Origin of the sequence: Fictibacillus sp. UD, assembly GCF_043558025.1 — a bacterium.
Lineage (GTDB): Bacteria > Bacillota > Bacilli > Bacillales > Fictibacillaceae > Fictibacillus.
In genome coordinates, this window is sequence record NZ_JARUHH010000017.1 from 34,947 (window position 1) to 61,062 (window position 26,116).

The 26,116-nt window shown below is 38.7% G+C and carries 24 protein-coding genes and 3 riboswitches; of the genes, 15 read left to right on the forward strand and 9 right to left on the reverse strand.

Annotated features, from left to right (window positions below):
• Positions 1–6 precede the first annotated feature (6 nt).
• The 4 genes from P8610_RS17830 (at position 7) to P8610_RS17845 (ending at position 3,997) form a co-directional block, all read left to right on the forward strand.
• A complete protein-coding gene (locus P8610_RS17830; protein WP_394605686.1) occupies positions 7–225 on the forward strand; it encodes a YdbC family protein in 219 nt (72 codons plus the stop codon).
• Positions 226–473: 248 nt separating this feature from the next.
• The gene (locus tag P8610_RS17835) at positions 474–629 is read left to right on the forward strand and encodes a hypothetical protein (protein WP_394605656.1); all 156 of its coding nucleotides are present in this window, start codon (positions 474–476) and stop codon (positions 627–629) included.
• Between the two features lie 70 nt (positions 630–699).
• Entirely contained in the window at positions 700–2,340 is a 1,641-nt protein-coding gene (locus P8610_RS17840; protein ID WP_394605657.1) for a recombinase family protein, read from the forward strand.
• 105 nt (positions 2,341–2,445) lie between these two features.
• A riboswitch (glycine riboswitch) is annotated at positions 2,446–2,524 on the forward strand.
• Between the two features lie 126 nt (positions 2,525–2,650).
• The gene (locus tag P8610_RS17845; RefSeq protein ID WP_394605658.1) at positions 2,651–3,997 is read left to right on the forward strand and encodes an amino acid permease; all 1,347 of its coding nucleotides are present in this window, start codon (positions 2,651–2,653) and stop codon (positions 3,995–3,997) included.
• Positions 3,998–4,074: 77 nt separating this feature from the next.
• Here the strand turns inward: P8610_RS17845 and katG are convergent, their stop codons facing one another.
• Positions 4,075–6,297, reverse strand: a complete 2,223-nt coding sequence (gene katG, locus P8610_RS17850) for a catalase/peroxidase HPI (protein ID WP_394605659.1) — start codon at positions 6,295–6,297, stop codon at positions 4,075–4,077.
• A 337-nt stretch (positions 6,298–6,634) separates the two neighbouring features.
• On the opposite strand from katG, the gene P8610_RS17855 reads away from it, so the two are divergent.
• On the forward strand, positions 6,635–7,216 hold the full coding sequence (locus P8610_RS17855; protein WP_394605660.1) for a hypothetical protein: 582 nt from the start codon (positions 6,635–6,637) through the stop codon (positions 7,214–7,216).
• Positions 7,217–7,439: 223 nt separating this feature from the next.
• Positions 7,440–7,562 (forward strand): hypothetical protein, encoded by a 123-nt coding sequence (locus tag P8610_RS17860; RefSeq protein ID WP_394605661.1) that lies wholly within the window; start codon positions 7,440–7,442, stop codon positions 7,560–7,562.
• Positions 7,563–7,594: 32 nt separating this feature from the next.
• On the opposite strand, the gene P8610_RS17865 is transcribed toward P8610_RS17860, so the two are convergent.
• Positions 7,595–8,470, reverse strand: coding sequence for a LysR family transcriptional regulator (locus P8610_RS17865; protein WP_394605662.1), 876 nt, complete (start codon positions 8,468–8,470; stop codon positions 7,595–7,597).
• 169 nt (positions 8,471–8,639) lie between these two features.
• On the opposite strand from P8610_RS17865, the gene P8610_RS17870 reads away from it, so the two are divergent.
• The 7 genes from P8610_RS17870 (at position 8,640) to P8610_RS17900 (ending at position 14,583) form a co-directional block, all read left to right on the forward strand.
• Entirely contained in the window at positions 8,640–9,932 is a 1,293-nt protein-coding gene (locus tag P8610_RS17870; protein ID WP_394605663.1) for a GntP family permease, read from the forward strand.
• A gap of 22 nt (positions 9,933–9,954) precedes the next feature.
• Positions 9,955–10,731 carry a 3-hydroxybutyrate dehydrogenase gene (locus P8610_RS17875; RefSeq protein WP_394605664.1) on the forward strand — a complete coding sequence of 259 codons (777 nt, stop codon included), beginning with the start codon at positions 9,955–9,957 and terminating at the stop codon, positions 10,729–10,731.
• Positions 10,732–10,889: 158 nt separating this feature from the next.
• Positions 10,890–12,530 (forward strand): AAA family ATPase, encoded by a 1,641-nt coding sequence (locus tag P8610_RS17880; protein ID WP_289493874.1) that lies wholly within the window; start codon positions 10,890–10,892, stop codon positions 12,528–12,530.
• Between the two features lie 26 nt (positions 12,531–12,556).
• On the forward strand, positions 12,557–13,018 hold the full coding sequence (locus P8610_RS17885; protein ID WP_289493876.1) for a hypothetical protein: 462 nt from the start codon (positions 12,557–12,559) through the stop codon (positions 13,016–13,018).
• Positions 13,015–13,221 carry a DUF2997 domain-containing protein gene (locus P8610_RS17890; protein ID WP_289493877.1) on the forward strand — a complete coding sequence of 69 codons (207 nt, stop codon included), beginning with the start codon at positions 13,015–13,017 and terminating at the stop codon, positions 13,219–13,221. The genes P8610_RS17885 and P8610_RS17890 overlap by 4 nt, the downstream gene beginning before the upstream one ends.
• A gap of 4 nt (positions 13,222–13,225) precedes the next feature.
• Complete coding sequence (locus tag P8610_RS17895; RefSeq protein ID WP_394605665.1) at positions 13,226–13,951, forward strand: ComEA family DNA-binding protein; 726 nt, start codon at positions 13,226–13,228, stop codon at positions 13,949–13,951.
• Positions 13,951–14,583: a 4Fe-4S single cluster domain-containing protein gene (locus tag P8610_RS17900; RefSeq protein ID WP_394605666.1), complete on the forward strand. Its 633-nt coding sequence runs from the start codon at positions 13,951–13,953 to the stop codon at positions 14,581–14,583. Before P8610_RS17895 ends, P8610_RS17900 begins: the two co-directional genes overlap by 1 nt.
• Before the next feature lie 20 nt (positions 14,584–14,603).
• Here P8610_RS17900 and P8610_RS17905 read toward each other — a convergent pair whose 3' ends face one another.
• The 6 genes from P8610_RS17905 to P8610_RS17930 all read right to left on the reverse strand — a co-directional run bounded on the left by P8610_RS17905 (position 14,604) and on the right by P8610_RS17930 (position 21,356).
• On the reverse strand, positions 14,604–16,550 hold the full coding sequence (locus P8610_RS17905) for an ABC transporter permease (protein ID WP_394605667.1): 1,947 nt from the start codon (positions 16,548–16,550) through the stop codon (positions 14,604–14,606).
• Positions 16,540–17,301 (reverse strand): ABC transporter ATP-binding protein, encoded by a 762-nt coding sequence (locus P8610_RS17910; protein WP_394605668.1) that lies wholly within the window; start codon positions 17,299–17,301, stop codon positions 16,540–16,542. Before P8610_RS17910 ends, P8610_RS17905 begins: the two co-directional genes overlap by 11 nt.
• Before the next feature lie 97 nt (positions 17,302–17,398).
• Positions 17,399–18,403, reverse strand: a complete 1,005-nt coding sequence (locus tag P8610_RS17915; protein ID WP_394605669.1) for a sensor histidine kinase — start codon at positions 18,401–18,403, stop codon at positions 17,399–17,401.
• Positions 18,400–19,089 carry a response regulator transcription factor gene (locus P8610_RS17920; protein ID WP_394605670.1) on the reverse strand — a complete coding sequence of 230 codons (690 nt, stop codon included), beginning with the start codon at positions 19,087–19,089 and terminating at the stop codon, positions 18,400–18,402. The genes P8610_RS17915 and P8610_RS17920 overlap by 4 nt, the downstream gene beginning before the upstream one ends.
• Before the next feature lie 173 nt (positions 19,090–19,262).
• On the reverse strand, positions 19,263–20,045 hold the full coding sequence (locus P8610_RS17925) for a DUF817 domain-containing protein (protein WP_394605671.1): 783 nt from the start codon (positions 20,043–20,045) through the stop codon (positions 19,263–19,265).
• A gap of 147 nt (positions 20,046–20,192) precedes the next feature.
• The gene (locus tag P8610_RS17930; protein ID WP_394605672.1) at positions 20,193–21,356 is read right to left on the reverse strand and encodes an acyl-CoA dehydrogenase family protein; all 1,164 of its coding nucleotides are present in this window, start codon (positions 21,354–21,356) and stop codon (positions 20,193–20,195) included.
• A gap of 288 nt (positions 21,357–21,644) precedes the next feature.
• Positions 21,645–21,757: riboswitch (SAM riboswitch) on the reverse strand.
• Positions 21,758–21,912: 155 nt separating this feature from the next.
• Positions 21,913–22,015: riboswitch (SAM riboswitch) on the forward strand.
• A 118-nt stretch (positions 22,016–22,133) separates the two neighbouring features.
• Here P8610_RS17930 and P8610_RS17935 point away from each other — a divergent pair.
• Positions 22,134–23,525: an LLM class flavin-dependent oxidoreductase gene (locus P8610_RS17935; RefSeq protein ID WP_394605673.1), complete on the forward strand. Its 1,392-nt coding sequence runs from the start codon at positions 22,134–22,136 to the stop codon at positions 23,523–23,525.
• 29 nt (positions 23,526–23,554) lie between these two features.
• The gene (locus tag P8610_RS17940) at positions 23,555–24,367 is read left to right on the forward strand and encodes a MetQ/NlpA family ABC transporter substrate-binding protein (RefSeq protein ID WP_394605674.1); all 813 of its coding nucleotides are present in this window, start codon (positions 23,555–23,557) and stop codon (positions 24,365–24,367) included.
• A gap of 118 nt (positions 24,368–24,485) precedes the next feature.
• On the opposite strand, the gene P8610_RS17945 is transcribed toward P8610_RS17940, so the two are convergent.
• Positions 24,486–25,976 (reverse strand): peptide MFS transporter, encoded by a 1,491-nt coding sequence (locus P8610_RS17945; protein ID WP_394605675.1) that lies wholly within the window; start codon positions 25,974–25,976, stop codon positions 24,486–24,488.
• Positions 25,977–26,116: the final 140 nt, after the last annotated feature.

Here is a 26,116-nt window from a genome sequence, read left to right on the forward strand (position 1 = left end):
GTTTTTCTGGCAAATATAAAATTTGAAATTATTGAATCTATTGGGGTTCTGTCTGAGTCTGGAAAAGGGTGGAGAAAAGAACTTAACCTAATTAGTTGGAACGATCGCGACCCTAAATATGATCTTAGAGAATGGTCGGAGAATCATGAGAAAATGGGTAAAGGCATAACTTTATCAAAAGAGGAAGTAGCAAGTTTAAAAAGTTTAATAAATAATATAGATTAACACACAATCGCATATGAAGCAGAAAGAGTAACACCTATTTTATTAGTACTGACTATTTATCAAGTCAGCTAAAGGAATAGGTGTATTTTTTATGATTTTTTTTTTTGAGGTTTGTTGTGGGAGTCAGAAAGTTAAGGAGACACATTTAACAATAGGGTAACATGATTTTTCTTCCGGACATTTTTCAAGAGGTTTTTTAGAGAGACATGGAGTTGACTCCAAATCCCTTTTTTCGGAGTGGAATAATCATGTCTATAGGATTAGAAAAATTATTTAAAACTGAAGAAGAAATAAAAATTGATATCCTTTCAGACTTCACAAATCAACTGTTGGATGAAGTAGAAAACATTGTATCTATATATGGAAAAGAAGAGCTGATGAAAATGATTTCAAATGTAAAATAGCGACAGTCGAAAGTTTTATATTTTAAAGCCTTAAGAGTTATAATCACACAAAAAAAGAGGTGCTTAAAAAGTGAAAAAGAAAAAAATAGCAGTAGGGTATATTCGAGTTTCAACTGAAGAGCAGGCAAAAGATGGCTATAGTTTAGATAATCAACAGACGGTAATAAAGAAAAAGTGTAATTATGAGGAGTGGGAAGTAAAAGAGATATTCCATGATAAAGGGGTATCTGGTGCTTCAATAGATAAAAGGGAAGGCATTAAAGCTCTTCTCAAATATGTAAAATCAAATGATGTTGATTATTTAGTAGTGTATAAGGTAAGCAGATTAAGTAGAAAAATATCAGATGTTGTAGCTATTTCAGACTACTTGGAAAAATCTGGAGTAAAACTTATCGCTATTGAGGATAACATTGATACTTCAACGCCTATGGGTAAATACTTCTTAGTATTTGGTGCAATATTTGCTGAAATGGAACGTGAAAATATTATTACTCAAGTAAAGGGTGGGATGCAACAAAAAGCCAGGGAAGGTGAATGGAATGGAGGAAGTCCTCCGATTGGATATGATTTACTAGATAAGAAACTTAGAGTTAATGAGGCAGAGGCTAATATCGTTATAACTGTATTCAATGAATATTTAAAGGGAAGTGGTTATAAAACAATAGCTTCTTTATTGAATGAAAAAGGGTATAAGACAAAAAAAGGTAAGAATTTTAATGGAGTTGGAATTAAGCAAATTCTAAAAAACCCTACATATTGTGGCCTTGTCAGGTGGGGACACCGAAAAGACTGGAGTAAGCTCCATGAAGATAATAAAAGAAAAAGAAAATATAGTGATGACCCTATTGTGAGCGCAGGAGTTCATGAAGCGATTATCAGAAAAGAAATCTTTGATAGTGTACAGAATCTTATAATTAAAAACCCTCGCCACCATGTAAAACAGTTTAATGGGAATCATCTGCTAAGTGGGTTATTACGTTGTCCAGAATGTGGATATGGAATGTCAATGCAACTTGTTAATAATAAAGGGAAAATTTATGAGTACTATACTTGCAATCAGTATCAAACATATAAACGTTGTAAATCAAACTCTATAAAAAAAGATGATATTGAAAAAGAATTCTTGGGTATATTCTATAGCGCTTTAAACAAACCAGAGGTCTTAAAAACTATGTTGAACAGTCTAAATAATAGAAATCAAACAAACATGGAAAGTCTAAATGCCATCAAGCTTAGAGAAAATGAACTAAAAAAGTTGAGAATTAAAGAAAGTAAATTAACTGATGAATTGATTGAAGGGAATGAAAATTATAAGTCTACCATTAGAAGGAAAATCCAAGAAATTTCAGATGAAATAGTTGTCTTTGAAAACGACATAATGGTATTAAAGAACTCTTTGGAGCAAACTAATTCATTAAAATTAGATACAAACGAAATTACCGAACTTCTTGGTAAAGTTTCGAAGGTAATACCGTTACTGGAAAAACAGGTCCAACAATCGTTAATTCGGAAGCTGATTACTTCTATAAAGGTTGAAAACAAAAGGATTTTAGAAGTTCGTTTTAGTTTCAAAGAAGGCATAAGGTTAGGTGATGAAGGGGATTCTGATGAATCCCCTTCTGACACCAGGAGTTTTAGGGTTCAAAGTGATACGGTGAACCGTATCATAAGTAACTGTTGTATGGCTGAACTCGCAACGTTAAACATTTGACAAAAGCCCAACTCCATAATAGTATTGAAAATTATTCAGAACTACTAAAACTACTAAACAATTAATAGATAGCAAGCTATGATTGCTGTAGATCGTACTACAGCAGGAGCAGCTTCTGGAGAGACCGCATGGTAAGCGGCGCCGAAGGGTTCACAATCTCAGGCAAAAGGACAGAAGAGTATTGAAGTTTGACTTTGTTGTGTTTTCAGCGCAGTAAATGCTTTTTTAATATTCTAATGTACAAGAGATTGGAGATTCTTCCAGTCTCTTTTTTTACGTTTTATTTGCATCTTAGAAGGAGGAATCATACGTGTCACAGCATGAGTTAAAGAGAGATTTAGCTAACCGTCATGTGCAGCTGATTGCCATTGGTGGAACGATTGGTACAGGGTTATTTTTAGGTTCAGGTAAAGCAATTGAGCTTGCCGGACCGTCTGTTATATTTGCTTATCTAATAGTTGGGATCGCCTTGTTTTTTATGATGAGAGCGCTAGGGGAGCTGTTGCTTTCTAAGGAAGGCTATGAGTCGTTTACAGATATTGCGGAGGACTACCTTGGACCGCGGGCTGCGTTTATCACAGGGTGGACGTATTGGTTCTGCTGGATCATGACAGCTATGGCTGATGTGATTGCGGTCGGTGTCTATGTGCAATATTGGTTTGACATACCGCAGTGGGTTCCGGCACTTGTCTGTTTACTGCTTTTACTTGGGCTTAACCTTTTGACGGTAAAGCTTTTCGGGGAATTGGAATTTTGGTTTGCTTTGATCAAGGTGGTTACCATTCTCGCGTTGATTGTAATGGGGGTTGTTTTGATCGTGATTGGTTATCAGACCGATGCGGGAACTGTTTCAATGAACAACCTGTGGGAGCATGGAGGTTTGTTTCCAAATGGGATGACAGGATTTTTACTTTCGTTTCAGATGGTTGTGTTTGCGTTTGTTGGAGTGGAATTGGTCGGTGTGGCTGCGGCGGAAACGTCTAATCCCAGAAAAAATATTCCGTCTGCCATAAATAAGATTCCACTTCGGATTTTGTTTTTCTATGTTGGTGCTTTGATAGTCCTGCTCTGCATCAATCCATGGACACAATTAAGCGCAGCGGAAAGTCCTTTCGTTAGGACCTTCAGCTTAATAGGAATACCACTTGCGGCAGGAATTATTAATTTTGTTGTTCTGACATCTGCGGCATCTGCCTGTAACAGCGGATTGTTTTCAACGAGCCGGATTCTATTTACGTTAAGCAAGAGTGAGCAGGCGCCTCAATCTTTTAAAAAACTGACTAAAAATCATGTGCCTGGAAATGCGCTTTGGATATCTGCAGTTGTCGTTTCAGTCGGAGCGCTTCTCAGCAAACTGATTCCAGAGCAAGCTTTTGGGATCGTAACAACAATCAGTGCGATCTGTTTTATCTGGGTGTGGAGCGTCATCTTAATCAGCCATATCAAATATCGAAAAAATCGTTCAAATCTGCATAAAATATCAGCATTTAAAGCACCTTTTGCGCCATTCATTAACTATGTGGTACTAGCACTGTTCGGGCTGATACTGCTCGTGTTGCTCGTTGCAGATGCTACCCGTCCGGCGTTGTTATTGACACCATTGTGGTTTATTTTATTATTTGTACTGTATCCAACTAAAAGAAAAGCTTCCCCATAACTATAAAAAGCACCTAATCCTGACTGCTCTGAAGCAAAAAATTTACTTCAGTCAGCTGATTAGGTGCTTCTATTTATCTACTGTTTTACTTTTACATCAAAACGATCAGCGTCCATCACTTTTACCCAAGCTGCGACAAAGTCACGTACGAATTTTTCTTTGTTGTCGTTTTGTGCATACACTTCAGCTAAAGCGCGAAGTTCTGAGTTTGATCCGAAGACAAGATCAAAGCGGGATGCTGTTCGCTTCACTTCTCCTGTCTTGCGGTCGCGGCCTTCATATTGGTTGAAGCCCGTTGATTTCCACTCTACACCCATATCGAGCAGATTTACGAAAAAGTCGTTCGTGAGTGTGCCGACACGGTCTGTGAATACGCCGTGTTTCGTGCCTTGATGGTTTGTCCCAAGAACACGCATACCTCCGACTAGGACGGTCATTTCAGGAGCAGACAGACCGAGTAGCTGTGCTTTATCTACGAGCATCTCTTCAGGACTCGTAGAGTATTCTTTCTTCTGATAGTTGCGGAACCCATCAGAAACGGGCTCTAACACATCAAATGTATCAGCATCTGTTTGCTCTTGTGTTGCATCACCGCGTCCAGGGGTAAATGGAACCGTCACATCAAAGCCTGCGTCTTTTGCTGCTTTTTCTACGGCTGCACTTCCTCCGAGTACTATTAGATCGGCTAGACTGACTTTCGTGTCGAGCTGGTTTTGGATATCTTGATAGATTCCTAGCACTTTCTCCAGCTGAGCGGGTTCGTTTGCTTCCCAGTCTTTTTGAGGCGCGAGACGAATGCGTGCACCGTTCGCACCTCCGCGCATATCAGAATTGCGGTATGTGCTTGCTGAAGCCCAGGCGGTTTTAACGAGCTCGCTAACCGATAATCCTGCGTTCAGAATTTTTTCTTTTAGTTGAGCTATGTCAGATTGTGATAGATCATAATCAACGCTCGGAACAGGATCTTGCCAGATGAGATCTTCTTCTGGAACCTCTGGACCTAAGTAACGAACTTTCGGACCCATGTCACGGTGAAGTAATTTGAACCACGCACGTGCAAAAGCGTCAGCAAACTCATCTGGGTTCTCGTAATAGCGGCGAGAAATTTTTCCATAGTCTGGATCCATACGTAAGGCCATATCCGCTGTTGTCATCATCGTTTTTACTTTGATAGATGGATCTTCGGCATCAGGCGCCATATGCTCTTCTGTCATATCGACAGGACTCCATTGGTACGCTCCTGCCGCACTCTTCGTTAACTCCCACTCGTATCCGAATAGAAGGTCGAAGTAGCCGTTATCCCATTGAGTGGGGTTCGACGTCCAAGCCCCATCTACACCACTGGATATCGTATCGCGGCCTTTTCCGCTTCCGTGTTTACTCAGCCAACCGAAGCCTTGTGTTTCAAGATCTGCCGCTTCTGGATCGTCCCCAACAAGAGAAGGATCACCTGCACCGTGTGCTTTCCCAAAGGTATGGCCGCCAGCGATAAGGGCAACGGTTTCTTCGTCATTCATTGCCATTCGGCCGAATGTGTCCCGAATATCACGAGCACTTGCGAGTGGATCAGGCTTGCCGTTCGGTCCTTCAGGATTCACATAAATAAGACCCATCTGAACTGCTGCAAGCGGGTCCTCCAGTTCACGGTCTCCAGAATAACGATTGTCCGCTAACCATTCTTTTTCCGTTCCCCAGTAGACGTCTTCTTCTGCATGCCAAATATCTTCACGTCCGCCAGCAAACCCAAAAGTCTTTAACCCCATCGATTCAATGGCCACGTTACCGGTGAAGACAAGTAAATCTGCCCACGAGATCTTGTTGCCGTACTTTTGTTTGATCGGCCATAAAAGACGGCGCGCTTTATCCAAGTTTACGTTATCTGGCCAGCTGTTTAACGGTGCAAAGCGCTGAGAACCTGATCCGCCGCCACCGCGCCCGTCAGCTGTTCGGTATGTACCTGCAGCATGCCATGACATTCGAATAAAGAATGGACCATAGTGACCATAATCCGCCGGCCACCAATCTTGGCTTTCTGTCATCAACGCATGAAGATCATTTTTCAGTGCGTCGTAATCCAGCTTAGAGAATTCTTCGCGATAATTAAAGTCCTCACCCATCGGATTAGATTTTTTGTCATGTTGGCGAAGAACATTTAAATTTAACTGATTCGGCCACCATTCCTTATTTGTCGTACCACGAGGGGCTTTCGATGTTGTGATCGCACTATCTTTGTGGTGAGTTACAGGACATTGACCTGCAGACGTATGTTCTTTTTGATCGGGCTTATTGTTGTTTTCCATTACAATTCTCCTTCCTTTTTTGGAACACAAAATTGCAAACATTACAAAGCCAAGATGTAAAAATTTAGATTATTATGATAATTCATATTATAGAGTAGAGTTATGTGGATTCAAAGCGTAATGCACTTTGAGTATCCACTTTATTCCTACTAGAATTTCTAAAATTGTACGCACCTAGAACTTGCCCCTCGTTATAAATCATAACTGACATTTACAAGCTTCTTATTCAACTAAAACGTTAAACACTCTGTAACTGCAGTTATCGCGAATAACAAATAATAGAGCCGGGTAATGGTTACTACTTACAAAAAATTCCGATTACGAAAGGGCTGACAACTTGAATACTTTACTGTTAGTATCACTTTTGGTTAGTTCAATCCTAACAGGGTCAAACCCCAATCAAATGCAAGTCAATATGACGAGTAGTGAAGAGCCTAAGACATCTGTTAATGCCACTTTTGAAGAGCAACAAGAAGCAATCTTACAATTTATCAATGTAGATGTTGCGAGAGTTTCAAGCTACGAGATGGAAGCTTTTGATTCTTTAGCAAGAGTGTCTGGTGAAAATTACACAGACGATGAGACCATGTATTTGGAGCTGGTCGAAAACACCATTCCAGCTTATGAAAAAGCACTAGCAGAAGCACAGAACATCGAAGTACAAGGTAAAGAGCTGGAGGAAATGAAAAAAAGACTTTTAGAAGCCACTGGAACGTTTTATGAAGCTTTATTACTCCAAAAACAAGCTTTAGAACAACAGAGCAAAGAATTAATGAATCAGTCAAATCTAAAGTTAGACGAGTACTTTCAATTAGTGGATACGTATCATCTCGAACTGGAACTGTTGAGTAAAGAGTATGAAGTGAAGTACGAAAAAAATAGCGAGAAGACTGAGGAATCAGATGAAGGTTTTATGTAATCATGAGAAAGCTGAATCAAAAGGTACATATCGTGCCATTTTGATTCAGCTTTTCCATTTTTAATGATGTTTTTCAATCTAAATTTAACCTGCTAAGATAACCGTTTAAGGAGAGAAAGAGCAGCATCTTTGAGCGAACGTGTAATAATTATAGGCTATTTCGAAAGGATTTTTGCTTTAAATCTTTTTATAGTCTACTTTGAAAAGTTGATTGGAGTGGAAGGTGCGAGACTCCTGCGGGACAGGTGGGCAGGTGAGACACTTAAGAGTGAAACGTCCGAATGTGGCTCACCGCCTGCCCCGCGGAAAGCGAGCACCTGGAACAGAAATCAACCACTTACAATAACAACAAAGTTTAACCAAAACAGCCCCTAACATCTATTCTTCCAGCAGCATATTAATAAACTCACTTGTGGCAAACGTAACATATTTGCCCTTCTTTTTTATAATCGCTAATTGATAAGGAAGAGTTGGATTAACAATAGGAATGGCTTTTATCGCATCAGAGTCTACCTTCTCTGAGATCGATTGTGGAAAGATAGAAACCCCTAAACCTTCTCCAATCATACCGCTAATAAAATCCCACTGTGAGCTTTCATAAGAAATCTTCGGATGAAAACCTGCCTCCATGCACTCTTGAATAACCCGGTCATGCAGCGTAAAACCCTCTTTAAACAGAATGAAAGATTCTTCACTCAGTTCCTTCATCTCTACCGTTTTTCGGCTTGCTAATGGGTGAGAAGAATGAACAAACAACAATAGCTGTTCTTCTATAAAAGATACGACTTCAAATTCTTCTTGGTCTGCAGGTAAGACGACAATGGCTAGATCTAATAGACCGTCATGAACTTCTTGTTGAATTTCGTTTGCCCCGTGTTCTACCATCTGAATTTTAATCTCTGGATAACGTGTTTTGAATTTCTTAATAATTTTTGGGAAAAATAAGAAACCGATAAGAGGCGGGATTCCTATTTTGATTTTGCCTTTTTTCAAATGCATCAAGTCGTACAAATTCGCTGAAAGATTGTCCAGAGAATCGAGTATCATTTTACTTTGTTCAAAAACAATCTCACCTGCTTCAGTCAGCTCGATTTTTCTTGAAGAACGGTCAATCAGCTCCATTTCAAGCTCGTCTTCTAGACTTTTGACCATTTTACTAAGAGCGGGCTGAGAAAGATGTAGAACTCCTGAAGCTTTGGTAAAGCTTTTATACTTAGCGACTGCGTGAAAATAAGTAAGCTGGCGAATATCCATATTTGTTAACTCCAAATCTATAACTTTTTCTCATACTAATAATAGTTATAATTCATTTTACTTATTTATTGCACAAGAGTAAAATGTCCTTCGTGCAAAGAAACCATTTTTAAAGAAGCGCCAAATGATGAAAGCGCACTCTTTTCATATACAAAAAGGAGGAAAGATTTTGATTAGTATCATTATAGGTCTAGCTCTACTTATGTTTTTTGCTTACCTCGGCTGGTCGATCATTTGGGTTGCCCCAATCGTAGCGGGAATTGTTGCGTTAATGAGCGGTTTAGACCTTATGGACGCATATACAAATACGTATATGACCGGCTTTGTGGATTTCGCAAAAGCGTGGTTTCCGATTTTCTTATTAGGAGCGGTACTCGGAAAGCTGATGGAAGATACCGGAGCTGCAAAATCGGTTGCCATTCAGTTTACAAAGTTTATAGGTGAGAAACGTGCCATACTTGGTGTTTTAGTAGCATCAGCCGTTCTTACATACGGTGGCGTGAGTTTGTTTGTTGTAGTTTTCGCTATCTATCCGATCGCATTGGCTTTATTTAAAAAAGCGGATATCTCTAGAAGGCTGATCGCACCGACAATTGTCCTGGGTGCTTTTACGTTTACGATGACTGCCGTACCAGGAACGCCTCAGATTCAAAACTTAATTCCGATGAACACGTTTAAAACAACACCGATGGCGGGTACCATTATTGGTATTGTCGCAACGCTCATCATGGCTGTAGGCGGTTACTTCTGGCTGAAGTTTAGAGAAAAACGATTAACAGCAGCAGGAGAAAAGTATACAGAGCCAGATAAATCGAAAGAAAATGAAAATGAAGATGAAGAAGAGGGGAAACTTCCAAACTGGATTCTTTCATTAGTACCATTATTAGTCGTTGTAATTTTACTTAATTTCTTAAAAATAGCTCCGATTCCATCTTTACTAGCTGGAATTTTAGCGATTCTACTTATCAATGTTAAGCAATACAAGACGTTCATACCTTCTATGAACGAAGGAGCTAAAGGCTCTGTTATGGCGATTATCAACACGAGTGCAGCCGTTGGTTTTGGTGCAGTCGTAACGAGTGTACCTGACTTTGACAACATTACAGATATGCTTTTAGGCATCTCGAGCAATCCGCTCGTGTCCGAATCACTTGTGGTTCAGCTTCTGGCGATGATTACAGGTTCTGCATCAGGTGGTATGGGGATTGCTCTACAAGCGCTTGGCAGCACATATTATGAGTTATCACAGTCAACAGGAATGAGTCCTGAAGCGTTTCACAGAATGGCATCCATTGCATCAGGTGCATCCATCCTTCCTCATAATGGAGCATTATTAACCCTTCTTGCGGTAACACAGTTAACGCATAAGGAAACATATAAAGATGTATTTGTCGTTGCTTTAATCATACCTACAATAGCTGTAATTGTCGGAATCATCATGGCAAGTATGGGTATTATATAAAAACTTTTTAGGAGTGAGTAGTGTGGTAGAAAATAAAGTAGTTGTTATTACAGGATCAGCAAGTGGTATCGGTTTTGAAATCGGAAAAGTGTTCGCTGAAAACGGAAGCAAAGTGGTTTTAACAGATCTTAATGCTGAAGGAGTTAAAAAAGCAGCGGAAGAACTTAAGAGCCTCGGACATGAAGCGATCGGTCTTAAAGCGGATGTTACAAGTGAAGAAGATATCAAGAACATGATCGAAACAGCACACAAAGAGTATGGCCGTGTAGATGTTTTAATCAACAACGCAGGTCTTCAGCACGTTTCACCGATCGAAGAGTTTCCTACAGATAAGTTTGAACTAATGATCAAGATCATGCTGACTGCACCATTTATCGCAACAAAGCACGTGATGCCGATCATGAAGAAACAAGGCTTTGGCCGTATCATCAACATTTCTTCTATCAATGGTTTGATCGGATTTGCAGGAAAAGCAGCTTACAACAGTGCAAAACATGGTGTGATCGGTCTTACAAAGGTTGCAGCACTAGAATCAGCAGCTGAAGGCGTAACCGTTAACGCACTATGCCCAGGATATGTGGATACTCCACTTGTTCGCGGACAATTAGAAGACTTAGCGAAAACAAGAAATGTATCATTAGATAAAGTTCTTGAAGAAGTTATTTATCCGCTAGTACCCCAAAAGCGTCTTATGGAAGTAAGCGAAATTGCTGACTATGCGATGTTCCTATCAAGCGATAAAGCGAAGAGCGTAACAGGACAAGCGATCGTAATCGATGGCGGTTATACAGCTCAATAAATTTACCTTTAAAACCTCAGTCATTTAAGTGGCTGAGGTTTTTTTGTGTTTACAAACTCTCTCTATCTGTATAAACATGTCCCATTTAATAGGACTATAATGTAAAATATTAGTAAGTAGTTAGAGATAGATAACTGAATAACACTGAGGTGGATACGATGGATAAAAAATTGAATAGAAAAAAACTAATGGCTGATCTTTTTAAAGCACGCTTTCCTTTTCTTTATTTGTCTACTTGGGAAGAGGATAGGGCGCTTGAATTTATACGCTCTATTGCTTCTAATCATGAATTAATCAAAACGCCAAGAAAATTAATTACTTGGAAAGTCACCAATGGTATATCAGGAGATGATTTGAGTATTACAGATACTAAATCTCCTTTAAGAGCTTTGGAATACATCGAAAAGTTCCAAGATCCTGCTATTTTTATTTTGCATGATTTTCATGTTTATTTTGGTAATCAAGGCCAGCTTCCTGATTATCAAATTATCCGTAAATTGAGAGACCTACTATCCAATCTTAAACAAAGTCAAAATCCAAAGAACGTCGTTTTTTTATCCCCGATTTTAAAACTTCCTCTTGAGCTGGAAAAGGATATTACCATCTTTGACTTCAATCTGCCAACGTTTAAAGAAATTAAGAATAGTTTAGAAGAGATGATTGCAGTTAATAAGCAAAGAGGTCGTATTGAAATTAATATGTCTGATGAAGAAATCGAAAAGTTGGTTAAAGCAGCACTAGGATTAACATTATCAGAAGCGGAAAACGCTTTTGCACGTGCTATGGTGGAAGATGGGAAATTATCTGTCGATGATGTAGAAGTGATTTTGGAAGAAAAAGAACAAATCATTAAAAAAACGGGTATTTTAGAGTTTGTAAATAATGAATTGAACATGGAAGACATCGGCGGATTAGAAAATTTGAAACGGTGGCTTCGAAAAAGAAATAAGTCCTGGCTGGAATCGGCTCAACTGTATGGATTGCCTTCTCCAAAAGGGGTGCTCATTACAGGGGTGCCTGGTTGTGGAAAGAGCTTAATAAGTAAATCGATTAGTGAGATGTGGCAGCTGCCATTATTGAGGCTGGATATAGGGAAAATATTTAGCGGCATTGTAGGAAGCAGCGAAGAGAACATGAGAAAAGCCATTCAAACTGCAGAAGCCATAGCACCCTCTATACTCTGGATCGATGAGATTGAAAAAGGATTTAGCGGGATAAACTCTACCGGAGACGGCGGGACAAGCTCCCGAATTTTTGGGCAGTTCTTAACTTGGATGCAAGAAAAGGAAAAGGCAGTTTTCGTTATAGCTACAGCTAATAATATTTCCAGTCTGCCACCAGAAATGTTGCGTAAGGGAAGGTTTGATGAAATCTTCTTTGTAGATCTGCCAACTCACCGCGAACGGATTGATATTTTTAGAGTCCATTTAAAGAAAAGATTAAAGGCACAGGAAGTTATAGGAGAATTCGATATCTCAGATCATAACTTAGAATATTTGGCAGAACTGACGGAAGGATTTGTGGGTGCTGAAATTGAACAGGTCGTGATTAATGGATTGTTTGAAGCTTATTACGAGGATCGAAGTGTGAGATTGAGTGATTTCGAAAAAGTGTGTAAGCAATTCATTCCGTTATCTGTTACTCAAGCAGAACAGATCAAAAAGGTCCGCGAATGGGCAAATGTAAGAGCAGTAACGGCAACTCCTCGTGAAGATCGAAAAGAGTATTTTGAAAATGCGGATTCTGACCCTGAATTTGATATTAAAGCGTCTCGAGGCGGACGTACAATTGATTTCTAAGATATGAATAAGAAAGGGTGATAGATATGAGTATCGAATTAGTACTAATTCCTGTTGGCATCGCTGTTGCACAATCTGTGGGCTCTATGATTGAAAAACACAAATTTAAGGAAAAAACGTATACGATAAAAACAGTAATGAAACGACATCACTTATTACAGAGAGCCATTGAACAATATGGATGCAAAGTTAATGAACTTACTCTGCAAAACTATGAAACAGAAATAGGAGATATTAAAATTTATTTTCAACAAGACGAGCAAGGGGTCTTTGAAGCTGTTTTTGATGAAAGTGTAGATGCAAATGACGCTATAGAGTTTATAGAAAATTTACATACCGAGTATAAGTATTTAATTCAACAAGAAACGTATAAAGCGCTCCTGATCAAAGCGAAAGATAAAGGACTGATACTTGAATCTGAAGAAATTCAGCAAGATCGTTCCATTTTATTAACCTTTAATGTCGCGAATGTAGGTGGTGAAAGATGAAGAAGATTCAAATACGCATAGCAGAAGACGGTAAATTTTACGCGGAAACAATGGGTATTAAAGGGGATTCCTGTTTGTCATATATAAAAATGTTAGAAGAATTGCTTGATGCAGAAACGGTCGATTCAACTTTTACGGAAGAATACCACGAAACAGAAATACAAACTATCCAGAAACAGAAACAAACCGTGAAGGGGGACTAATAAAATGGCGTCAGTTACTGACAGAGGAAGGTTTTGGGAGATAAAAAACTCGATTTGGATGCTTTGGGTTTTTCTTACGTTTGGTTTTTTTAATTATATTTCATTCTTTTATGTTTCTTATAAAGTAAAACAAAGAAAATGGTTTATAGCAGGGATTCTGTATTCAATCCCATTTATATTGATGATGATTACTGCTGATACGGCTTTAAGTGATACTTGGCTAGATGATGTTGGAACTATGAGTTATATAATTGGATCTATAGTTTCGATCATTCATGTAATTAAAATACGTCCTGAATATTTGCTAAGACTTGATGCCAAACTTTCTTCTGGTTATAAAGAAAAAGAAATAGATCATTTGAAAAAGACCATTGCTAGAGAGTATGGTGCTACTCCGGTAATAGATAAGCAGCCTGTTTTAACAAATACAACTGGAGACGAACAAATTGGATATAACGTAAAGAAAGAAATGAGGGTAGAACAAGTTGTTATCAACGAAACAACTGAGGAGGAGTTGGCGAAAGTCCCAGGTATTGGAGGTTTATTCGCTAAGAAGATCATTTCTACTCGAAGTCAGGAAAATGGATTTCAATCTTTTAATCACTTTGTTGAGGTACTCTCTGTTAAACCACATTTGGCCGAAAAAATAAAACCATATCTTTTGTTTCCAGAGAAAGAGCATGTGGTAGCGTCAACAAATAAAACGGAAGGAAGAGTCATCGATTTCTGATGGAACTTAATATACATCGCTTTTTGCCAGTTACAACCGTTGAAGGTCCGGGTAAACGATTTTGTCTATGGGTACAAGGGTGCTCCATTCGTTGTGAAGGGTGTGGCGTTCCATGGACATGGTCGAAAGAAAACGGAAAGATAATAAGCGTTATTGATCTCTTTGAGGAAATAAAAAGAAGTAAACAGGATAACAGGATAGAGGGTATTACCATACTTGGTGGAGAACCGTTTGACCAAGCAGAACCTTTAGGAGAACTTGCTGTTATGGTTAAGGAGATTGGATTAACCGTAATGGTGTTTTCTGGATACCTTTATGAGAATCTTAAAGAACGAAATGATGCACAGAATCTTCTTCATGCAGCAGATTTACTGATTGACGGTCCTTTTATTAAAGACGAGTTAGACTTAACACGTCCTTGGGTGGGTTCTTCAAATCAGCGGTATCATTTTTTAACGAAAGCTTATAAACATATAGAGAATGAGTTGGAATCCATTCAAAATAAAGTTGAGATCCGTATTGGTAGTAATGGTGTGGTTTCTATTAATGGCATGGCTACTCAACATACACTTACTGATCTTTTCAGTCAAAATCATTTTAAGAAAGTCAAAAACGCTCCTGCAGATCATTAGCAGGAGCGTTTTTAAACTTTTTATAAAGCTTCATTTATGACTTTCTTATAGTATAGAACAGATAACAACCCGAATATAGAATAGAGGACGGTATAGACGACCATCACAATAAACATCGGTGTCCACACTTCAGCACCAAATAAGAACCATCCAGATTGTACGGCGAAATAACTGTGGAGCAAGCCAATCATTAATGGAATCCCAAAATTGAAGAGCTGTTTATACTGAATTCCTTTTAAGAGATCGCCTTGCGTATATCCTAACTTTCGCAGAATCGTATAGTTTGGCTTTTCACTTTCACCCTCATCCATCTGTTTAAAGTAGAGGATACAGCCAGATGTAATAAGGAAGGTAAGTCCTAAGAAACCTACGATAAACATCATTAGCCCCATGTTTTTCTTTTGGTTGTTGCTAATTTCGTATCGAGATTCATTGTAAAGTTTTTCGTAAGTTCCCGTTGCTTTGAAAAGTTCATTTGCTTTATCCAGCTTCTCGTTATCCTTAATATTAACGCCGATATAAAGATTGGATTCCTTCTGAACTTTTGGATCCATATCCTTTTTAATACGTTTGAAAACTGTATCATCTACAATGGCAACAGGTACACCACCTCCTGTAAAGAACCAAGAAACAGGGTGTTCTTGTCTTAAGCCATCGTACCTTTGAGAAATAACCTCCGTCTTTCCTTTAATTTGAATCATCCCAGAATTCTTTAACGGCATAAATTTCTGCAGAAGATCGTTATAACCTGTAAATACGGTTTCTTCTGGTGAAACATCTATCCATTCCACAGACGTATCACTTATAAGAGGAAGAGGCATTGCTTTTGGGTCGATCACTAACTCATCTAAACGTCGATCGACAAGCTGTCCTGCATTTACAGTGGCTTGAATGACCTCTATAGATGTTTCGGTGTAGTTAATCTTTTCTTTCTTTAAAGCTGCCTCAAACTGATCTGCAGAGTCTCTTTGAATGATAGAGAAGTCATGTGGTATATGATCTTTTGCTGTTTTCTCTGCTGAATAATAAGAGATATACGCAAGGCATAGCAATGCGATTGATAGAGCGGATACCGTCGTAATAATTGTTAAAAGCAGCGCGTTAGATTTCATGCGAAACATAACGGATGCAAGTGACATCACTTCATTAATGGATAAATAACCTTCTTTTCGTTTTCTTATCACGTTAAAGATAAAGCTGACAGAACCTTTATAAAAGAGATAGGTTCCTAAAATCACAGATGCTAGAATGACGATCATGGCTCCAAATAACTCAGGCATCGTTGTAAAGTCCCCGCTAAATAGTTTAGAGGAAATGTAATAACCCGTTATGATGAAGATTAATCCTAAGACACCCATAGTGATTTCCCAGACAGAAAGTTTTTTCACTTTGCCCTCCGTTAAGGAAATGACACGGAACAAAGCGAGAATACTTTGCTTTTTTATAAAGATGTAGTTCGTTAGCATAATTAATAGGTAGATGGCAGAAAAAACAATAACCGTCTGAACAAGAGCTTGTGTTGAAAAACGGAGAGATGCGATCGCATCAACACCTGTTGTTTTAAACAAGACCAAAATGATTAATTTTGAAAAAGAAAATCCAGCGAAAATACCGATGCATAATGAACCAAAATAGAGAATGAGGTTTTCAATGGATAATATCCGGAATATTTTACTTTTCGTCATGCCGATTAACTGAAACAATCCAATTTCTTTACTCCGCCTTTTAATAAATATGGTATTGGCGTATAAAAGAAAGATGCTAACAATGACAACAAGCAAGATAGAGGCTGCACGTATGGATGCTTCTCCTTTTACAGAGCCTTCTACAGAATCCATGGAAGGATCATATTGCAGCGTCACAAAAGCGAAATAAAGGGCTGAACTAAAGATTAAGGCAAACACGTACAGGTAATAGTTTCTCAAGTTTTTCTTGATATTACGGAAAATGAGCTGATTAATGTTCATGTTGGACACCGCCTAAAACACCTTGCGTTTTCATGATGTCTTTAAAGAAGGCCTGTCGATCTTGATCTCCTTTCATTAATTGGGTGTAGATCTGGCCATCTTTTATGAAAACAACGCGGCTGCAATAGCTTGCGGCAACTGGATCATGTGTAACCATTAATATGGTGGCCGTACGATTTTCGTTGAGCGCACTGAGTTTATTTAATAAATCAGATGCAGACTTTGAATCAAGTGCACCTGTTGGTTCATCGGCAAAGATGATACTAGGCTCATGTATAAATGAACGTGCGGCAGATGTTCGCTGTTTTTGACCACCTGAGATTTCATTTGGATACTTATCTTTAACATCATAGATTCCTAACTCATTCGCTACCAACTCAAATTTACGTTCTGCCTCTTTTTTTGGTGTTTTTGTTATGGATAAAGGCAATAGAATGTTCTCTTTAACCGTTAACGTGTCTAACAAGTTGTAGTCTTGAAAGATAAAACCGAGATGGTTCTTGCGAAATTCGGCAAGCTGCTTTTCTTTCATAGCTGTCATTTCTACAGAATTAATATGAATGGTACCTTCACTTACACGATCGATAGAGGAAAGGACATTTAATAAAGTCGTCTTACCAGAGCCAGAAGCCCCCATAATACTAACAAATTCTCCCTTTTCAATGGAAAGGTCTATTCCTTTTAATACTTGTTGTTTGTTAAATTTATTTCCGTAACTTTTATAAAGCTTAGCTGCTTTTAAAATACTCATGGTATTAACTCCTCTCTGATTAATTTCATTATAAAAACGGAGTTATCTAATTTCCTTCCATTAAACGAACAAAATACAAAAGCATGTGACACTTTTGTCACACGCCCATAATCTGTTGAAATTCATTTTTGCTTGGGAACAGAAGGGTAAAGGTTGTTCCATCATGTAGCTTTGAATCTGCAAATATGTTTATATGAAGAGAATTCGCTGCTTTCTGAGCTAAGTACAACCCCATACCGGTTGAGGCTTGATCATGGTGTTGTGTAGTTGAAGTGAATCCTTTATCAAAAATACGGGGTAGATCTCGCTCGTCAATTCCACGTCCAGAGTCTTTAATTTCAAGGTATGTACGTTCATCTTGCACATAACTTTTTATCAAGATATCCGAGGAATCACTATACTTTACGGCATTGGTAAGGATTTGACGAATGATAAATGCAAGCCATTTTGTATCAGCTAAAACATGCGTAATCTGCAGATCAAAATCAAACCCAATCCCTTTTTGAATGCACCACGACTGCAGTGTTTTTAGTTCAGAAAAAAGAAGAGATTCTAAATCAGCGTTCTCCATATAAAGATCGTTTTTAATGAAAGGAATTCTCTTTTGATGGAGCTGCTGATCGAGCAGAAGATGAATACGAAGCCACTCATACGTCAAATCAGCTTTAAATACGTCATCGTCTATCCGCTGAATCATTAAGTGCATGGCTGTTAAAGGCGTTTTGACTTCATGAATCCAAGACAGCATCTCATCTTTTTCTTGCTCAATCTCAATTCTATTGTAAGAAGCGGTTTGCTTTAAATGTTGTGTTTGTTCGATGATACTTTTCTCTATAATCGCTTCAAAAGGAGACCTAGGTGAAAGGAGAGTAGAAGCATCAAGGTCGCTTTCTCTTTCGGTTAGCGTTTTATAGAAAGCTGTCTCTTTTTGATAACGTTGAAATAAAAATAAGAAGAGGAGAAGAAAGAATAAAAAAACAAAATAACTTACAGCAGACAGGGAGATGGCTGGATCTACATAAGCGACAAATAATAAAATCACCTGTTGAAGAAGGAAGAACAGGATCCAGCTTCTTCTTTCTGTTAAAAAGCGCTTAATCATACGTTGTCCTCTTCAATCGCCATATATCCCTGGCCTACTTTGGTTTCAATATATTGACCTAACATGATCTCATCTAGACGTTTTCGCAGTCGATTTACGTTAACGGTCAACGTGTTATCACTAATAAAACGTTTATCATCCCATAAGCTGTTTATGAGATTGTCACGACTAACGATTTTATTTTTTTGTTCAATCAGAAGCTTAAGAATGAACATTTCATTCTTTGTCAGTTCAACAGAGCCGTTATCGTTTGTTACTAAATTTTTTTCATAGTCTATGGTTGCCCCGCACCACGACTTCAAGGATACCGCTTCGGTGTTGTAGTTATAAACACGTCGTAAGATCGCATTGATCTTAGCGATTAATACGTCAAAATGGAAGGGCTTTTGTACAAAATCATCCGCTCCAAGCTGCATGGCCATCACCATGTCACTCGGATGGTCGCGAGAGGATAAAAAGATAATGGGAACATTGGAGTGAGACCGAATATTTCTGCACCAATGAAAGCCATCAAATTTAGGCAGCTGGATATCGATGATGACTAAATCAGGTTTAATGTTAGTAAACTCTTGAGTGACTCGGGTAAAGTCTGTAATACCATAAACTTCATAAGACCATTGAAATAAACGTTCTTTTAACTCGCTAAATAACGTTATATCATCTTCAATGAGTAGAATCTTAAACATTTATTATCACCACATCAGGATAGTTGTATGTGTTGAGTTTATAGCAAAACCTGGATATTTACTACTAGAATCTCTATATAGATAATTCTCTATTAAAGAGTTTCTTAGGCGCTTAGTTTTTAATAATGTTTCACATGAAACAATAAAAAAAGCACTGGTTTTTTAAGCCAATGCTAAAGGTTTTTAGTATGAATAGGCGCTTCTTTTTGATGACTTTTTATCCGTTTTAACTGAGCTACAATAATGATGCTGATGATGACGAGTAAGAACCAAGAGCTGATCTTACCGAGATGGACGAGTGACCAAGAGGCTTGCTGATTCGGGTACTGCCATGCTCCTAAGAAGGTTGTAATGTTTTCTGCAATCCAGATAAAAAATCCAATTAATAAAAAGGAAAGAATGATAGGCATTTTATATACTTTGTTGAGAATTCGATAATGAACAGTTGTTTGATAGAAAATCGGAAAAAGAAGAAGAATCAATATCCATCTTGCATCGATTAAAAAATGATGTGTAAAGAAATTCATATAGATCAGAAAACATATTCCAAAAGAAAACAGGGGATTAGGCCATCCTGTAATGTGAAGATCTAATCGTCTCCAGCTCTGACAGATATAGCTTGCAACGCTTGCATACATAAAACCGCTGTACAGGGGAACGCCATAGATCTTTGTATATGCCTCTTCAGGATAGCTCCACGAGCCCATATGAACTTTGAACAATTCTAAAGCAAGGCCAATCAAGTGAAAGACACAGATGACTTTAAGTTCATCTATCGTTTCTAGTTTTGTCAGGATCATAACGATCTGGGTCAGCAAGCAAACGATTAGGATAAAATCGTATCGTGGTATGAGAGGGATGCTTATAAACTTTGAAAGTGCTAAAGCGCCAAAGATAACGACAGGAAAGATACAAGAAAGTGCTTGTAAGTATGTGAACTGAACGAGCGCCCTCATGAGCCAACCACCTTTTTATAGAATTAATATGGAAATATATTGTATCTATAATAACCTATGGTGTTCAGAAGCACATCATACAAAAAGCTGTTTATTTTAACATGGATCTGTCAGTTGACAGATCCATGTAAGTCTTGTGAAAAGAGTTTACCTCTTTGGCAGCGCTGCATCCGCTAATGAATAGACAATCGCATCATCTGTTGGTGGATTATGAAGACCGGCTCTTACATCTCGAAAGTGCCGTTGGAGCGGATTTTGTACAGAAAGACTTCTAGCCCCAACGATTCTCATCGCGAGATCAACCACTCTGTTCGCGCTGTTTGTTACAGAATGCTTAACTGCAGCGAGTTCTGTACCTAGATTCTGACGTTGTTCAGGGTGGTTTACCCATTTTTCAGCAACGGCGTGAAGAATCGTTCTTGCTTGAAATAGCTCAAGTTCGATCTTGCCAATCTTTCTTCTCACTTCTGGCACATCTGAGATAGGTCCTGATAAGGTGTTAGGGCTATACTCTGACGCAAATTCTATTGCGTAATTCCGCGCTGCTCTTGCGATCCCTAGGTATACAGCAGGCACTTGCAGATACCAGCCTTTAGGTACGAGGTTCTTCCCATCTTCTACGACAAGTAAATTTTCCTCAGCTACATAAACGTCGTTCAATAGGAGATCATCACTTTTTGTTCCTCTCATCGAGATGCTGTCCCATGTTTCTTTTACAAAAACCCCTTTTTCTTTGTGATTTACTAAGAAAAATCCTTTATGGTTGGTTTCTGAGATTGTGGCTGTGATGACCGAGTAATCAAGGGCTTCTGCCATAGAAGTAAAAGCCTTGCTTCCGTTAATCAGCCATCCGTCTGCTTTCTTGACTGCTGTTGTAGTAGGTATACCCCCTCGAGAGGGACTTCCTGTCGCGCGCTCTGTTTGTGCCAAGTTAATGAGTGCTTTTTGTTCAACAACTTTTCGGCTAAGATTAGCGAACGCGTCGCCTTTCCAATGCCGGTTTTCTGCCGCCTCTAAAAGAGTACCCAGATGCCACCCAAGAGAGAGGGCAGTAGGTGCATCTCCTTCAGCAAGGTGCTCTTGTATCGTTAATAACTCAAGCAGGTTCAATCCCTTTCCTCCATATTCTTTTGGGATGGTGAGGGAAAGGAAGTCATGGTTCTTTAGGTCTTGAAAGTTTTCATAAGGAAAAACACCTTCACGATCAACAAATTCTGCCCGATTCTTGAAAACTTCTTTTAGTTCTAGAGCGGTATTTATCGCTTCTTCAAAACTATGTTTTTGGATGGTTTTTCTCAAAGATATGCTCATGGTATCCTCCTAAAGTTATTTTTATGTAAGTTGGTTTTAGTATTTGGTCTTATAAAAGGACTTCATTGAAAAGTTGATTGGAGTGTAAGGTGGGAGACTCCTGCGGGACAGGTAGGCAGGTGAGACACTTAAAAGTGAAGCGTACGAATGTGGCTCACCGCCTGCCCCGCGGAAAGCGAGCACCTGGAACGGAAATCAACCGCTCACATGACATCGATGGACAACCAAGCACAAAAAAGCCCTCTTTCAAAGACGAAAGAGGACGTAGATTCCATGTGCTAACACGCTCTCTCATCTATCAGACATTCAAAGAACATCTGCTGGAATTAGCACCTTTCTTTTAATAAAAGCGGTTGCTGCAGGATCGTAGGACCAGTTCCTCCCCTGACTCTTGATAAGATACAATTATTTAATTATTAGTCATCACTATAGAGGATAAAGTAAACCGCTGTCAACTAAAAACAGATTGTTAAGAAAATTATTTTATTTCTCTAAATTTCATTGACAGGCTATTTTTATTCCTGTATATTTCGTTACTAAATTGAATATTATCGATTCCTTATCGAGAGAGGTGGAGGGACTGGCCCTTTGAAGCCTCGGCAACAACTATTTTTAGTACTGTGCCAATTCCAGCAAGCTTGTAGCTTGAAAGATAAGAGGAGACGTATACGTATGTTTTTTTTGACGTATCTTTAAACCTCTTCTTAATTTGAAGAGGTTTTTTCATTTTCTCTTGGAACGGGTACAAAAAAATTCTATGCAACGGAGGAAACAATTTTGAGTAAAGAAATTTTGTTTAACGCGTTTGAGATGACAAGTGCTATGCATAATTCTCATGGCCTTTGGAAGCACCCGGAGAACAAGAGACATAGAAACTATAAGGATCTGGATTATTGGATTGAATACGCAAAACTTCTAGAGAAAGGGAAGTTTGATGCTGTGTTTTTTGCAGATGTGCTTGGCGTTTATGACGTGTACAAAAAAAGCAAGCATCCGTCAATCCGTGATGGACTTCAAGTACCGCTGAATGATCCGGCGCTTCTCATATCTGCGATGGCGAGTGTTACAGAAAATCTATCGTTTGCCGTAACGGTTAGTACTACGTATGAACAGCCTTTTGGCAACGCGAGACGGTTTTCCACACTTGATCACTTAACAAAAGGTCGTATCGCTTGGAATGTGGTCACGTCTTACTTGCCGAACGCTGCAAGGAATTTTGGTTTAGAAGATATGATTAAACATGATGAGAGGTACAACATCGCTGATGAATATTTAGAAGTGTCATACAAGCTTTGGGAAAGCAGCTGGGAAGATGGTGCATTTATTGAAGACCACGAAAACAATACGCTTGTAGATCCTGAGAAAGTTCATGAGATTAATCATAAAGGGGAATATTTTAGTGTCGAAGGGCCACATTTAAGTGAGCCTTCGCTACAAAGAACACCTGTTATTTATCAAGCTGGAACGTCCGAGCGGGGGCGTGATTTTGCAGCAAAGCATGCAGAGTGTATCTTTGTTGGCGGCCCAACACCTCAAAGAATTCGCTATTATACGAACGACATTCGAGAGCGTGCAGAAAAATACGGACGCAACCCAGAAAACATCAAGATCTTTTCGTTCTTAAACGTGGTGGTCGGAAAAACAACAGAGGAAGCAGAAGAAAAGTTTAGATCATATGCAAACGTGTGGAGTGCTGATGCTGCAAAAGCACAATACGGAGCAAGCGGTTATGATATTGCTGAATATGAAGAGCTAGATCCTGATCTTCCTTTTGGATACAAAAAATCAACAGAAGGCGGACATTATAAAGCTGCAACGCTCACTACGGATGCCCCTAAGCCGCTCACGGTGGGAGAAGTTTTAAATCGTTTTGAGTCACCTGACAGAGGAAGTTTTATCGTTGGCAACCCTGAAGAGGTAGCAGATGGCATTCAGGCACAATTTGAAGAGTCTGGAGTGGATGGTTTCAACTTAAATCACCTTGTAACACCAGGAGATTTAGAGTCTTTTGTGGAGTTAGTTGTTCCTGTTCTTCAAGAGAGAGGACTTTACAAAAAAGAATACAACAAAGGCACGCTCCGGGAAAAATTATTTTCTCAAGGTGGGCCTCTATTGCCAGAAGACCATCCGGCAGCCAAATTCAGACGTGTTTTTGCGGAGAGTAAATAAATAATTAGAAGAGTGGGGAGAGAGACAAATTGAAGAGATATTCGTTAATTTTAATTGCAGGGATCTTGATTAGCGTACTGCTAACAGGATGTGGTGCATCAGGAGAAAAAGCAACAAAGAAAATCACACTAGGTGCAACCGTTCCATATAGTGATATGCTTGAAAAAGGGGTAAAACCTTATCTTGAGAAAAAAGGATACACCGTTGAAGTGAAAGAGTTCAATGATTATGTTCAGCCCAATATTTCATTGAAAAGCGGTTCTTTGGACGCCAACCTTTTTCAGCATAAAGTTTATATGGACGCTTTTGGTGCAGAGAATAATATGAAACTCGCTTCTGTCATAACAGTACCCACTGCACCGATCGGCATTTATTCTAAGAAATACAAATCACTAGATGAAATAAAGCCTGGAAGCACGGTTACCCTAGCGAATGATCCAACTAATTTAGCAAGAGGATTGACCGTTTTAAGAGATAACGGCTTAATTGAGATTGACGGTTCGGCAAATCCTTTAAAAGTATCGGAAAAAGACGTTACCAAAAATCCGAAGAACCTTAAATTTCAGCCTGTAGAGGCTGCACAAACTCCTCGAACACTAGATTCGGTAGATTTGGCAGCAGTAAACGGAAACTTTGCTCTCTCTTCAGGACTGGACCTGAAGGATGCCCTTGTTAAAGACAAACTGCCTGAGGAAATCATTAATCGAATTGTTGTGCTTGAAAAAGATAAGAATTCTAAGCTAGCGAAAGATCTTAAAGCAGCAGTAGAATCAGATGAATTTAGGAAAGTAATAGAGAGTGATTTTAATGAGTTTCATAAGCCAGATTGGATGAATAAGTAATTACTACTTTTCAGCACGATTTGTACGCACAGCAACAAAGTTTACAAGAACAGCAAAAAAAAAAAACCACTGACATAATGGAATTTCCATCATGTCAGTGGTTTTTGGCATGTAGATCTTAACGAACACCTTTCATGAACCCTTGAATCTTAGGCGAGAGCATGAATAGGATAATACTTAGAAGAATGGCTACTCCACCAATTACTCCAAAGTACATCATTTCTGTTTTATCTGTATAGAATTTAACGATTTGTGCGTTAATTGCCTGTGCAGCTGCACTGGATAAGAACCATAAGCTCATCGTTTGTGCAGAGAATGCAGCAGGTGCAAGTTTCGTTGTTGCTGAAAGACCAACTGGTGATAAGAGAAGCTCACCAAGTACAACGATAAAGTAACTAAGCACAAGCCATAATGGATTAACTAGAGAATCTTCTCCACCAAAGTATGCAGGAAGAAGAATAACTAGGAATGATAATCCGGCAAATAATAAACTTAAAGCAAATTTCTTTGGTACTGTCGGTTGACGATCACCAAGCTTTACCCAGATCCAAGCAAATAATGGAGCTAGAACAATGATGAATAACGGGTTCAATGATTGGAACCAAGCAGGTGAAATCGTAATACCTGCAAATTCAAGGTCCGTACGCTTGTCTGCATATACAGCAAGAATTGTAGAACCTTGTTCTTGAATAGCCCAGAACATTACAGATGCAATGAATAACGGGATATAAGCGATAATTCTTGAACGCTCAGTAGCCGTCGTTTTAGGACTACGGTACATAACAATAAAGTAGATTGTCGGAATCGTGATACCGAAAATACCAACTAATGTAATGAATACGTCTAATGTAAAGATACCAGCAGGAATTGTTGTACCTAGAATTACAGCTAACACAACCACACTAATACCAACGATTAATGATACTTTTTTCTTCTCAGCTGGAGATAATGGGTTAGGAACAACAGTACCTGCAAGACCAAGATTCTTTTTCTTAGTAACAGCAAATACGATTAGTCCTAATAGCATACCAAGTGCTGCAATCCCAAATCCTAGATGGAAGCTCGTTTTTGAAACTTCTCCTACAATTAATGGAGATAGGAAAGCACCTAAGTTAATACCCATATAGAAAATACTGAAACCAGCATCTCGGCGATTATCATCTGTTGCATACATATCACCTACTACGCTTGATACGTTAGGTTTAAGTAAGCCTGTCCCAATAACGATAAAGACCATTGAAATGAATAACATAGTCAGATCGCCCGGTAATGACAAGACAATATGACCGATCATAATTAAAATACCACCATAGAATAGTGCTCTAGATGTACCAAAAACTCTGTCTGCTAACCAACCACCGATTACACCTGACATATATACAAGTGAACCATAAATGGACATGATTGCTAAAGCAGAGGACTCTTCTAGCCCTAAACCGCCTTTTGAAACTTCATAGTACATGTAATAAATGAGGATTGCTCTCATTCCATAGTAAGAAAAGCGCTCCCAAAACTCAGTGAAGAAAAGTGTAAATAGACCTTTAGGATGTCCAAAGAAGCCTTTTTGAGGTACACTATCCACAATTTTCTGTCTATTGATGTCTGACATAAGACAACCTCCTTTAGTTCATTAAATATAATACTTTGAAATATTTATTATTGTCAAAAGTTTTCGGCTTGTCTATTATTACAGGTTTTTATGCATTCGTAAATGGAAATTACAACCTATATAGGCCTAATGGCTTATAT

Excerpts from the sequence above, each read along its gene's own strand:
- P8610_RS17865 (WP_394605662.1), bottom strand. The coding sequence starts at position 8,470 with ATGGATATTCGCCAGCTTACTTATTTTCACGCAGTCGCTAAGTATAAA.
- P8610_RS17835 (WP_394605656.1), top strand. The coding sequence starts at position 474 with ATGTCTATAGGATTAGAAAAATTATTTAAAACTGAAGAAGAAATAAAA.
- P8610_RS17945 (WP_394605675.1), bottom strand. The coding sequence starts at position 25,976 with ATGTCAGACATCAATAGACAGAAAATTGTGGATAGTGTACCTCAAAAA.
- P8610_RS17930 (WP_394605672.1), bottom strand. The coding sequence starts at position 21,356 with ATGAGCATATCTTTGAGAAAAACCATCCAAAAACATAGTTTTGAAGAA.
- P8610_RS17920 (WP_394605670.1), bottom strand. The coding sequence starts at position 19,089 with ATGTTTAAGATTCTACTCATTGAAGATGATATAACGTTATTTAGCGAG.
- katG (WP_394605659.1), bottom strand. The coding sequence starts at position 6,297 with ATGGAAAACAACAATAAGCCCGATCAAAAAGAACATACGTCTGCAGGT.
- P8610_RS17890 (WP_289493877.1), top strand. The coding sequence starts at position 13,015 with ATGAAGAAGATTCAAATACGCATAGCAGAAGACGGTAAATTTTACGCG.
- P8610_RS17900 (WP_394605666.1), top strand. The coding sequence starts at position 13,951 with ATGGAACTTAATATACATCGCTTTTTGCCAGTTACAACCGTTGAAGGT.
- P8610_RS17910 (WP_394605668.1), bottom strand. The coding sequence starts at position 17,301 with ATGAGTATTTTAAAAGCAGCTAAGCTTTATAAAAGTTACGGAAATAAA.
- P8610_RS17905 (WP_394605667.1), bottom strand. The coding sequence starts at position 16,550 with ATGAACATTAATCAGCTCATTTTCCGTAATATCAAGAAAAACTTGAGA.
- P8610_RS17895 (WP_394605665.1), top strand. The coding sequence starts at position 13,226 with ATGGCGTCAGTTACTGACAGAGGAAGGTTTTGGGAGATAAAAAACTCG.
- P8610_RS17880 (WP_289493874.1), top strand. The coding sequence starts at position 10,890 with ATGGATAAAAAATTGAATAGAAAAAAACTAATGGCTGATCTTTTTAAA.
- P8610_RS17925 (WP_394605671.1), bottom strand. The coding sequence starts at position 20,045 with ATGAGGGCGCTCGTTCAGTTCACATACTTACAAGCACTTTCTTGTATC.
- P8610_RS17915 (WP_394605669.1), bottom strand. The coding sequence starts at position 18,403 with ATGATTAAGCGCTTTTTAACAGAAAGAAGAAGCTGGATCCTGTTCTTC.
- P8610_RS17885 (WP_289493876.1), top strand. The coding sequence starts at position 12,557 with ATGAGTATCGAATTAGTACTAATTCCTGTTGGCATCGCTGTTGCACAA.